An 11,000-nucleotide genomic window follows, 5' to 3' on the forward strand; every position below is an offset into this window, starting at 1 on the left:
TGAAAAGCTATTTAGATAGGCATCTCCAACCGTATCGCCACCAGCGATATTACCAAAGCTGAAGGCAGAGGCAGGTGTTGCGGATACTGCACTAACAGCGGCGACACCGGCAACAGCTAAAATAGATTTGACTAAGTTTAATTGGAATTTCATGGTTGACACCTTTATTTTTATGTTGCCTGGAAGCAGGTTTTTTTCCTTCACATATTCAATGTAAACGGAAGCAAAGGTTAATGCAAGTAGTTTTGATAAAGATTCGATGAAGATTGGGAAAATGCTGATTGGATTTAGCCAAAATGCCTAAATTGATGACTTCTAGCTAGCTATTTCCTATGCAGTACATCAAAAAATAGGGGTGCTGCCACCCGGATTTTAGTCCTGACTTTTCTCTCTTTCAAAAAGCTATAACCCACCTTCCTAACCTGGGTTTTCACACAGCATAATTACTGATAAAACTCTTTTTAAACTCTTATTTATGCCATTAATTTTTTTTTTATCCGTTAATGTACGGTAGAAAAGTTTAAGTGATAGCTTGATTGCTGGGTAAAAATAGGTAAAAACCGATGGTGACAGTTGAAGCTGCGGAATGTGGGCTATAACTCAGGGCAAAATCTTGGATCGTATTCGGTGCGTCGATTCTGGCTTTCCGATTCAGCAACAAGCGCCATTTAGACTTATATGTTGCACCATTACCAAGAACCGGCTCTGGGGCCCCTTCCACAAAGAATGAGTTTTCTGGTGGGGAGTAGGGGTTGTGCCGGAGAGGTCGCCCAAAACAGGCTTATTGATCCTAAGGCAACATCTCAGTTTAGAGACCAATGGTTTCGGTGGTCGTTATTATCTGTGACCCCGGAATTTTGACCGAGTAAAGGGACGACTCGACTTTCTGGGACATAGTTTTCGGAACAGGTCTACCGTCAGGGCTGTTTCGGGGCAACCACGGGGGGATTGCCCCTACGGAAAACCAGCCTCTTGTACGGGTCGTGCCCCGTGCCGACCCGACCCATCCAGGATTTGTTAGGTATTTGGTGGGACTGGGGCAGCCACGGGAGGATAGGGGCAGCCACGGGGGGCTGCCCCTACAAGAGAATGAAACAGCCCTGCGTCTACCGTAGAAGGCGCGGTGGTCGTTATCTAAAAATGTTGGGACTCATAATTCTATTTCTGGGTCTGCTTTCGCTAAAAATTGGTTAATATTATTTTTCCGAAAAAGCTGTATTCCAAGATTTAACGGGTGATAAGCAAGTAGAAATACTTGACGCAGTAAGGGTTTGAGTAGCTTGTTATCAAAAAAATGTGTGCGTGCGATCGCTAATTTTTAGACTTTCTGCAGGGTCTAATGACGATCGTTCGTGTTCGCTACCATCAAAATGGTCAATAAACTTGTGATAATTACTACTCTCTTGAGGGAGGTTCAAGAGCCTAAACTCTCTAAATATCAAGGTCTCAGCGGGTTTCTCACTCGGTCAATTCCCAGATTCAGTTTGGCACTGTTTGAGGACAGCAGGAGGAACTGTCGGAGTCAGCAAAAATTTTCCCAGCGGTTGATTGAAGGTTCTCCGAGACGATCGACTCATTTGACATCTAAATGATCAGCGATCATATGAAAACAGGATTCTCAGCAACAACTCAGCTAAAACATCTCGCGCTAAACTGCTAGAGAAGTGACAAGCTGACCCAGCAAGAGTTCAAGTGGATTTGATTATGGTCAACCGTCTTGGTCAATCCCAAACCCTTTATCTGCGAAAACACGCCGAAAATCCGATCGACTCGTGGGCCTGGTGCGACGAAGCCTGAGAAATGACCTGGAGGGAAAATAAACCGATTTTTCTGTCAATTGGCTATTCTAGCTGCCACTGGTGTAGGGTGATGGAAGGGGAAGCATTTTGCGATAATGCGATCGTCCAATACATGAATTCGCACTTTATACCGATAAAAAGCGCTTTTCACTGTCCCACCTGTTTCTTCAACCGCCACGGCCCAAACGCTTTTTCGTACTCTTCCCCTTGAGTTCGATCGCCATTCCAAGCCCCACCTTCGTAAAATCAACAGCGACCAATCAAGCCCGTGCACTGCTGCTATATCAATCCTAAATAAGCCGTAAATTTTTTACCCCACCCCAACCCTCTCCGAACTCGCGGGGAGGGAGTAAGAAATTCACAAATGATGCGAGGATTGCTATAACAGGTTTCCGGTAAGCGCTGTTAAACGGCAGGTAGTGGCACTGGCCGATTTCAACACCCTTTTAAGAACAGGCAAGATGCTGGTTCCACAACAGAGTCTACTTATTGTGGAACCGGCATCTTGCCTGTTCCCGATAGAGGTACTAAATACCAATAACTAACCCAAAGTATACATCCAGCCATCCCTCGCGCAAATCCTCACAATTCCGTCCCAAACTACAGGCGTCGCCTCAAATGACAAACCCGGCTTAAATCTCCCCGATTCTATTACTTTCAAACGGTAAAACTCCCCTTTAGCATTTTTCAAAGCATTCTCATCCCCCGGCTTCGCTCGTTCCCAATTCAAATTGAACAAATAAACACCGTTGTATCCCGCACTGATCAGTTTATTGCCATCGGTAAAAATCGGAGTCGAAATTGAAGAACCAATCTCTTTTTTAAACACTATTACCGGAGTATCGTAAGACTGGTTTCGCCAAGGCACAGAATTTTTTTTACCTGTAATCATATCTTGGGAACCGATGTACAAATTGCCGTCGATCGCATTTGTGGCAAACAGCGCCGGAAACTCCCCTGAATTGTACTCGTCATTCAACGCCACCGAGCCAATTATCCCGCCTTCCCAGCTAGAAAGTCGGCGATTACCAGTCGGCAAAAACCATTCGACGCTGGCATTCGGTTCCTTGTTTGGATTCAGCTTCAGCACTCCGCCGTTGCCCTGAATGTATTGTTTTTCAATGGCACAAAACAGTTTCCCTGATTTAGAAATTACAGCACTTCCGTCCAAATCTGAACCTGTATAGAAATCCCAGACTATCTTTTTAGTGTCAATGCTAATACCGTAAATATGACCGGAACCAGCAGCTATAAAAATTCTATCTTTGAGCCTCGATGGCGAGGATTCTGCTACCAAGTTTCCGCCGTGCTTTCTGATATCTCCGGCTGCATAAAGCTGTACTTCCGACAAGATATTTGGCTGCTTGATTCCTTGTTTAATTTTTGCCTGGCTTGTCGAACTATCGAGAAAATAGCCGATCGCATTTTCCCCCGCATTAAACAAAACGCCACCGCCGATGTCCAAAGCGCTGCTGTCATTATCGCGGCTGTAGCTGGGCGTTTTCCTGATGTCCAATTTCCAAAGTTCCTTGCCAGTTCTAAAAGATATTGCCCTAAAACTCGGCACGACACTTTGGCCACCGCCACCACTGCGGCTGCCCTGCAAAATCACAATTCTGTTTTCGGCGCTAGCTTTTTCATCGATATAAATCGTTGATGAACCTTTGATTATATCATCAAATTTATAGCGCCAAACTTCTTTATTGGTAGCAATATCTATTTTTCGCAAATTGTGGTCGAAAGAACCTATAATTAAATAAGTTTTCCCCCGGTCTCTGGTAATTGTTGGCTGTCCAGTCCAACCCGCACCGCTCCAAATTTGCGATCGCCTTCCCAGAAAAGTCCGTCCGCTTCCTAGCTCAAATTTGTCGATTAACTTCAAACTTTTCGGAACACCTCTGCCGTAGAAACGGCGCTTGTCATTACCTAAAAAGGTCGGGACTAATAATTCTATTTCTGGGTCTGCTTTAGCCAGATAATTGTTAAGATTAGTTTCTAATAAAGCTTGTTCCGAGGATGCAGTTTGGCTCAGTTTGAGAACAGCAGGAGGAACAGCAGCACTCAGCAAAAATTGTCCGAGCTGTTTATTGAAGGTTCTCCGAGATGATAAGCTCATGTTAAATCGAGATAATCAGCCATAATATTAAAACATAATTATCAGCAACAACTCAACTAAAACATCTCGCGCTAAACTGCTAGAGGACTGACAAGCTTACCCAGCACGAGTAAAAGTATATTTGATTATGGTCAACCGTCTTGCTCAATCCCAAAGCCTTTACCTGCGGAAACACGCCGAAAATCCGATCGACTGGTGGCCTTGGTGCGACGAAGCTTTGGAAGCGGCCCGAAGCGAAAATAAACCGATTTTCCTGTCAATTGGCTACTCTAGCTGCCACTGGTGTACGGTGATGGAAGGGGAAGCATTTTCCGATGGCGCGATCGCCCAATACATGAATTCGCATTTTATACCGATAAAAGTCGATCGTGAAGAACGCCCGGATATCGACAGCATTTATATGCAAACCTTGCAAATGATGACCGGTCAAGGCGGTTGGCCACTCAACGTTTTTCTCACTCCAGACGAGCGAGTTCCCTTCTACGGAGGCACTTATTTCCCCGTAGAACCGCGCTACGGACGGCCGGGATTTTTAGAAGTTTTGCAAGCAATTCGCCGCTTTTACGACACAGAAAAAGGCAAAGTAGAATCCTTCAAAGCAGAGATTTTAGGCAACCTCCAACAGTCGGCAGCGCTGTCAGGAGTAACCGCCGAATTAAATCGCGAAGTCTTCCAAAAAGGGTTAGAACTCAACACCGGAATTATTGCAGGCAGCAACCCCGGGCCCAGTTTTCCGATGATCCCTTATGCTGAGCTAGCACTGCGGGGAACGCGATTTAATTTTGAATCAAAATACGACAGCAAACAAGTCTGCACTCAGCGCGGGTTAGACTTAGCATTGGGCGGCATTTACGACCACGTAGGAGGCGGATTTCACCGCTATACGGTTGATGCGACTTGGACTGTGCCACACTTTGAAAAAATGCTCTACGACAACGGTCAAATTGTTGAGTATTTAGCAAATTTGTGGAGCGCGGGAATACAAGAACCGGCTTTTGAAACTGCGATCGCGGGGACAGTAGAATGGTTGAAGCGAGAAATGACCGCGCCGACAGGTTATTTTTATGCTGCACAGGATGCTGACAGCTTTAACACTTCTGAAGAAGTTGAACCGGAAGAAGGAGCATTTTATGTCTGGACTTATGCCGAACTGGAACAACTATTAACTGCTGAGGAATTGGCGGAAATTAAAGCACAGTTTACTGTTAGTCGCAACGGCAATTTTGAAGGCAAGAATGTATTGCAGCGCCGCCATCCAGGAAAACTGAGCGACACGGTAGAAACGGCTTTGGCTAAAATCTTTCAAGTTCGCTACGGTGGCAATCCCGATACTGTAAAAACCTTTCCGCCAGCCCGCAACAATCAAGAAGCTAAAAACGACAGTTGGCCGGGTAGAATTCCCGCAGTTACTGACACGAAAATGATTGCTGCTTGGAATAGCTTAATGATTTCGGGCTTGGCCCGCGCTGCGGCTGTTTTTGGGAATTGGGAATATCTGGAATTAGCTGTGAAAGCGACTAATTTTATTTTAGACAATCAGTGGACGGATGGGCGGTTTCAGCGGTTGAATTATGACGGACACTCTGCTGTAACCGCGCAGTCGGAAGATTATGCTTTGTTGGTGAAAGCTTTGTTGGATTTGCACCAAGCGAGTTTGACTTTAGGAAACGGGGAAGAGGCAAAGCAGTTGCCGAATTCTCAGTTTTGGTTGGAGAAAGCTGTGCAGGTGCAAGAAGAGTTTGATGAGTTTTTGTGGAGCGTGGAATTGGGAGGATATTACAATACTGCTAAGGATGCTAGCGGAGATTTGTTGGTGCGGGAACGCAGCTATATAGACAATGCAACTCCGGCGGCGAATGGAATTGCGATCGCCTCTTTGGTTCGCCTCGCGCTGTTGGGCCCGAATTTAGAATATCTCGATCGCGCGGAGCAAGGTTTGCAAGCTTTCAGCAGTATTGTACAAGATGCTCCGCAAGCTTGTCCGAGTCTACTTTCGGCGATCGACTGGTATCAGCATTCTACCCTGATTCGCACGACTTCCGATCAAATTACTGGGTTGATTTCGCAGTATTATCCGACTGCTGTTTTTCAGATTGAGGCTGATTTGCCTGAAGGGGTTGTCGGGTTAGTTTGCGAGTGTTTGACTTGCAAGGAACCTGCGAAAAGTCAAGAGCGGCTGTTGGAGGAAATTTTCCAAAGTCAAACGCGAGTTTAGCACGGGGAGCGGGTTGACGAGATTCTTAGTTTTCAGGCGACGCATTGTGTCAGGTGCGTCGCCTATGAGATTATCGAGGTGATTTGAATATCTGCGATGGAGCTGCACCCGCTGGGTATTTTGTGAGTCCTCAATCTTCCAAAATCTCGACTAAATCTTCCATTGTCACGTCGAAGGCGCGGGCGATTTTGTAGACAGCAGAAATATCGGCCGTGTTCAAAGCATCGCGCTGAACGTAGCTTCTAACAGTGTTGTAATTCACTCCGGATCGATCGGCAACTTCTCTAAACGTCCAACCCTTTTGCTCAGCTAGTTCTCGAATCCGCAGTCTAACGTAGCCCATTAGTGCGCCCTCAATCTTCCAAAATCTCGACCAAATCTTCCATCGTCACGTCGAAGGCGCGGGCTATTTTGTAGACAGCAGACAGATCGACTGTGTTCAAAGCATCCCGCCTCCCGTAGCTTTTTACGGTGTTGTAGTTGACTCCCGATCGATCGGCAACTTCTTTAAACGTCCAACCTCTCTTCTGAGCTAATTCTCGAATCCGCAGTCTCACGTAGCCCATTTTTTTGCTTGACTTCGGTGCATATATACCGGATAATATCTATGTACACTAAAAACGATCGCCCTCCTAGCCTCGAAAACTTAAGGGCGATCGCCTTTTCTACCACACCCCACGAACGTGGGGAAGGATTACCCTATGATACCAACATCAAAGCCCAAATTAAACACTTATCCCTGGTGTATCGTGCGGCAATTGCCGAATATGCAGCGATTGGTTGTGGCTAGGTTCCACCGCCGAGGCGATGCAGAGGGATACCTCCAGATTTTACGGCGGTTGTTGCCGATGGCTAAACACGCGATCGTATTTGAGACGACTGGGGCCGAGAAATTGCCAGAAGTGCGATCGGCTCAATTAGAGTGAATGCTGTAATTGATGGGGGCGAGATCCTTTTTTGTTTTAACTGAAAAACCGATAAATAGAAAAGGGAACTCGTCCTTTTCTGACAAAAAGTAAGTAGGTCGCTCTAATTAAATGTAAAAAGTTCTTCTGTTAGATACCCGGCTTCTAAAAGAAGTCGGGTATGTGAGTATTCTATTTTTTTAGGTGGGCTTATTTAGCTTTAAATGCTTAACAATCTCCAGGCAGCTAACAACTAGCCATTAGCCAATAAAAACATAAGCTTTTTTTATATTGACCGCGCGCAATTTATTAACTATAATTACCAGGTCAAAAATAACAAAAATCTTACGCCTAACAGTTTTTCTCAAATAACCGCTAAACTATTCTAACGTTGGCGCGTACCCAACGTCGCAGGCACAAGCTATATCTCTTAAGGATTCGTCCTGATTCACAGGAGCAAGATTTTAAAATATGCATCTCAGCGAACTGACTCACCCAAACCAATTACACGGCCTCTCGATTCATCAACTCGAACAAATTGCCCGACAAATTCGAGAAAAGCATTTAGAAACAGTAGCAGCTAGCGGCGGGCACCTCGGCCCAGGATTGGGTGTAGTCGAACTGACCTTAGCACTCTACCAAACACTCGACCTCGATCGCGACAAAGTTACTTGGGATGTCGGCCACCAAGCTTATCCTCACAAATTAATCACCGGCCGCTACAACCAATTCCACACCCTGCGCCAAAAAGACGGCGTTGCAGGCTATCTCAAGCGCTGCGAGAGCAAATTCGACCACTTCGGCGCAGGTCACGCTTCCACAAGCATTTCTGCTGCACTAGGAATGGCGATGGCGCGCGACCTCAAGGGGGAAAACTTTAAAACTGTAGCAGTCATCGGCGACGGTGCATTGACGGGCGGCATGGCACTCGAAGCCATCAACCACGCGGGCCATATGCCGAAAACCAATTTGTTAGTTGTGCTCAACGACAACGAGATGTCAATCTCGCCCAACGTCGGCGCAATTACCCGCTATTTGAACAAGATGCGATTATCGCCACCGGTGCAGTTTCTCAAAGATAACTTAGAGGAACAATTCAAACACATTCCCTTTGTCGGCGAAACTTTTACTCCTGAAATGGAACGCCTCAAAGAAGGGATGAAACGCTTGGCAGTCTCGAAAGTTGGAGCAGTAATTGAAGAATTAGGCTTTACTTACATGGGCCCGGTAGATGGACACAATTTGGAAGAGCTAATTGCCACTTTCAAACAAGCTCATACCATTCAAGGGCCGGTGTTAGTTCATGTGGTGACGGTGAAGGGCAAAGGATATGCGATCGCCGAAAAAGACCAAGTAGGATATCACGCCCAAAATCCCTTTAACTTAGCCACCGGCAAAGGCATCCCCTCCACCAAACCCAAGCCTCCCGCTTACTCGAAAGTCTTTGCCCACGCCCTGGTAAAGCTAGCAGAAGATAATCCGAAAATTGTCGGCATTACTGCTGCTATGGCAACCGGAACAGGTTTGGATAAACTTCAAGAAAAACTGCCGAAACAGTACATTGATGTAGGAATTGCCGAACAGCACGCCGTGACTTTATCCGCTGGTTTAGCCTGCGAAGGAATGCGCCCAGTTGTAGCAATTTACTCAACATTTGTGCAGCGAGGATATGACCAAATAATTCACGATGTCTGCATCCAAAATTTGCCAGTTTTCTTCTGTTTGGATCGAGCCGGCATTGTCGGTGCTGACGGCCCAACTCACCAAGGGATGTACGACATTGCCTTCTTGCGGTGCCTGCCAAATATGGTAGTAATGGCACCAAAAGATGAGGCAGAATTGCAGCGGATGATAGTCACGGGAATCAACCACACAAGCGGCCCGATCACGATGCGTTACCCGCGCGGCAACGGTTATGGCGTGCCTTTGATGGAGGAAGGTTGGGAAGAATTGCCGATCGGCAAAGCTGAAATTCTCCGCAACGGCGACGATTTGCTGATATTGGGTTACGGTTCAATGGTTTATCCGGCAATGCAAACCGCCGAGATGCTGAGCGAGCACGGCATTGAAGCAACTGTCATCAATGCGCGTTTTGTCAAGCCTTTGGACACGGAATTAATCTTGCCTTTGGCACAGCGAATCGGCAAAGTTGTCACAATGGAAGAAGGCTGTTTGATGGGAGGCTTTGGTTCAGCAGTAGCCGAAGCTTTGTTGGACAATAATGTTGTTGTTCCAGTGATGCGGTTGGGTGTACCCGATACATTGGTAGATCATGCAACGCCTGAACAATCATTTGCCAGTTTGGGATTAAATCCGTCGCAAATGTGCGATCGCATCTTAGCAACATTCAGTCGCAAACAGTCACCTGTTAGCGTGTAAATAGCTAATATCGCGTCCGGTCGATGTAAGGTTGGTAGTGAGGACTAAAGTCCTCACTACCAATTATTTTGAGTGCGGGCGAAGCGAAGCGCGTTGCTGAGGGAATTGACCGGACACTATCTAACTCGGCTAAAAATTTTTCCTTTAGTGATAAATTTATTGATATAAAGAAAATATTGTGTTATAGTGTAAAGACCGTACTAATTTTAGGTTAGAGGTTTCCGGTCCAAAGAACACCGTCAGCCATACATTCTTATTTTGACAGATGGTGGTCAATTTGACTGCCTCTTAAACTACAAAACTCTGACATCGGGAGTTTAAACATTATCCAGCCGGATTATTGGGTGCAATCGATCGAAAAAACCTCACGCAGATGTCCGAAAACTCTCTCCGGGCGAGGTTTACAATCAATTACCACACGATTTTTGACGGCGACTTATGATGAAATTTCCTGGATACCAAATTCTGGCACAAATCTACGAAAGTGCTAATTCCGCAGTCTATCGAGCTAGGCGAGAACAGGACGATCGAGCAGTTATCCTCAAGGTACTCAAAGAAGACTATCCTACACCTGCGGAACTCACTCGATACAAACAGGAATATGAAATCACTTGCAGCTTAGATCGAGAAGGGATAGTTAAGACTTATGGATTAGAACCATATGAAAGAACATTAGTTATCATCCTTGAGGATTTTGGTGCATTCTCATTCAGACAACTGCTCGACAGTCGTATTGAGTCAAATTCTAACTTTTCTCTGCCTGAATTTCTCAAAATAGCCATCAAAATTACTGAAATTTTAGGTCAAATTCACAGCAGCAACATTATCCACAAGGATATCAACCCCTCCAATATCGTCTTCAATCCAGAAACGGGAATTCTCAAAATCATCGACTTTGGCATTTCCACTCAGTTAAGCCGCGAAAATCCTACCCTAAAAAATCCCAATGTTTTAGAAGGGACTTTAGCCTATATGTCGCCGGAGCAAACCGGACGGATGAACCGTTCCCTAGATTACCGCACGGATTTTTACTCCCTCGGCGTCACCTTCTACGAACTACTTACCCGCAAGCTACCATTTGAGTCTGCTGATGCGCTCTCATTGGTGCATTGTCATCTTGCTAAAGTGCCGGTATCGCCTCGTGAGATTAATTCAGAAATTCCCAAAGCGGTTTCAGATATTGTAATGAAACTGATGGCAAAAACGGCAGAGGAGCGGTATCAAAGTGCTTGGGGACTCAAAACTGATTTGGATAATTGTCTATCTCAGTTACAGAAAACAGGAAATATATCTGACTTCTGGCTCGCATCCAATGATATTTCTGATAAGTTTCAAATTCCCCAAAAACTTTACGGACGTGAGGCAGAAATTGAAACTTTACTAACAGCATTTGAGCGAGTAGCAGCAGGGGGCGGACGATCCCCCCAACCCCGCGTTCTTCGAGAGACTTCGGAAAATTTGCCCGGAGAAGAGAATACCGCAGCATCCTCTGCTTCCCCCCTTGGGGACCTATGCCTTACTCACATCTTTCTTAACAAAATCCGGCTTGACATCTGGGGGGGAATGGGTAGAAACTAATTTCCATG

7 protein-coding genes and 3 pseudogenes are annotated in these 11,000 nt (G+C 45.8%); 6 read left to right on the forward strand and 4 right to left on the reverse strand.

Translation table 11 applies throughout. The features are described from left to right. Positions 1-204, reverse strand: a pseudogene (locus tag QUA04_RS03420) (hypothetical protein); the annotation flags it as partial. A 1,500-nt stretch (positions 205-1,704) separates the two neighbouring features. On the opposite strand from QUA04_RS03420, the pseudogene QUA04_RS03425 reads away from it, so the two are divergent. After that, positions 1,705-1,938: pseudogene (locus QUA04_RS03425) on the forward strand (DUF255 domain-containing protein); the annotation flags it as partial. A 402-nt stretch (positions 1,939-2,340) separates the two neighbouring features. Here QUA04_RS03425 and QUA04_RS03430 read toward each other — a convergent pair. Beyond that, positions 2,341-3,915: an outer membrane protein assembly factor BamB family protein gene (locus tag QUA04_RS03430; protein ID WP_333253775.1), complete on the reverse strand. Its 1,575-nt coding sequence runs from the start codon at positions 3,913-3,915 to the stop codon at positions 2,341-2,343. 127 nt (positions 3,916-4,042) lie between these two features. Between QUA04_RS03430 and QUA04_RS03435 the strand changes: the two genes are divergently transcribed. After that, positions 4,043-6,130 (forward strand): thioredoxin domain-containing protein, encoded by a 2,088-nt coding sequence (locus QUA04_RS03435; RefSeq protein WP_333253777.1) that lies wholly within the window; start codon positions 4,043-4,045, stop codon positions 6,128-6,130. A 130-nt stretch (positions 6,131-6,260) separates the two neighbouring features. Here QUA04_RS03435 and QUA04_RS03440 read toward each other — a convergent pair whose 3' ends face one another. Together QUA04_RS03440 and QUA04_RS03445 are read right to left on the reverse strand one after the other, a co-directional pair. Beyond that, positions 6,261-6,473 carry a helix-turn-helix domain-containing protein gene (locus tag QUA04_RS03440; RefSeq protein WP_190734145.1) on the reverse strand — a complete coding sequence of 71 codons (213 nt, stop codon included), beginning with the start codon at positions 6,471-6,473 and terminating at the stop codon, positions 6,261-6,263. A gap of 10 nt (positions 6,474-6,483) precedes the next feature. Beyond that, complete coding sequence (locus QUA04_RS03445) at positions 6,484-6,696, reverse strand: helix-turn-helix transcriptional regulator (RefSeq protein ID WP_333253780.1); 213 nt, start codon at positions 6,694-6,696, stop codon at positions 6,484-6,486. 41 nt (positions 6,697-6,737) lie between these two features. Between QUA04_RS03445 and QUA04_RS03450 the strand changes: the two genes are divergently transcribed. From QUA04_RS03450 to QUA04_RS03465, 4 genes and pseudogenes are all read left to right on the forward strand, one after another. After that, positions 6,738-6,920 carry a hypothetical protein gene (locus tag QUA04_RS03450; RefSeq protein WP_333253782.1) on the forward strand — a complete coding sequence of 61 codons (183 nt, stop codon included), beginning with the start codon at positions 6,738-6,740 and terminating at the stop codon, positions 6,918-6,920. Then, positions 6,898-7,056, forward strand: coding sequence for a hypothetical protein (locus tag QUA04_RS03455; RefSeq protein WP_333253784.1), 159 nt, complete (start codon positions 6,898-6,900; stop codon positions 7,054-7,056). Before QUA04_RS03450 ends, QUA04_RS03455 begins: the two co-directional genes overlap by 23 nt. Before the next feature lie 450 nt (positions 7,057-7,506). Further along, positions 7,507-9,414: a 1-deoxy-D-xylulose-5-phosphate synthase gene (gene dxs, locus QUA04_RS03460; RefSeq protein WP_333253786.1), complete on the forward strand. Its 1,908-nt coding sequence runs from the start codon at positions 7,507-7,509 to the stop codon at positions 9,412-9,414. Between the two features lie 438 nt (positions 9,415-9,852). Continuing rightward, positions 9,853-10,824: pseudogene (locus QUA04_RS03465) on the forward strand (serine/threonine protein kinase); the annotation flags it as partial. Positions 10,825-11,000: the final 176 nt, after the last annotated feature.

The sequence above is a fragment of the Microcoleus sp. S13_C5 genome (genome assembly GCF_036700845.1).
Taxonomy (GTDB): Bacteria; Cyanobacteriota; Cyanobacteriia; order Cyanobacteriales; family Microcoleaceae; genus Microcoleus.